This window comes from Citrobacter sp. TBCS-14 (genome assembly GCF_005280805.1).
Lineage (GTDB): Bacteria > Pseudomonadota > Gammaproteobacteria > Enterobacterales > Enterobacteriaceae > Citrobacter > Citrobacter gillenii.
The window spans coordinates 1-211 of record NZ_SZWM01000425.1; the positions used below are offsets into that span (position 1 = coordinate 1).

General features: G+C 55.5%; 1 protein-coding gene. It reads right to left on the reverse strand.

The features are described from left to right. Nucleotides 1–211: GTP-binding protein (locus FDX22_RS15895; protein ID WP_304571772.1), on the reverse strand; the 211-nt coding region annotated here is incomplete at both ends.

Sequence of the window (211 nt, forward strand, 5' to 3'; positions counted from 1 at the left end):
GTCGGCATGTACCGCATCAACCAGAGCAATTACGCCGTCCAGCAGGTAGCGTTCGCAAATGACTTCGTGGGAGAAAAAGGTCTGAATAATCGGGCCAGGATCGGCCATGCCAGTGCACTCAATCACCAGACGGTCGAAATTGATCGCGCCTTTGTCGAGGTTGTCGAGCAGATCGAGCAACGCGTCTTCCAGTTCGCTCGAACGGGTGCAG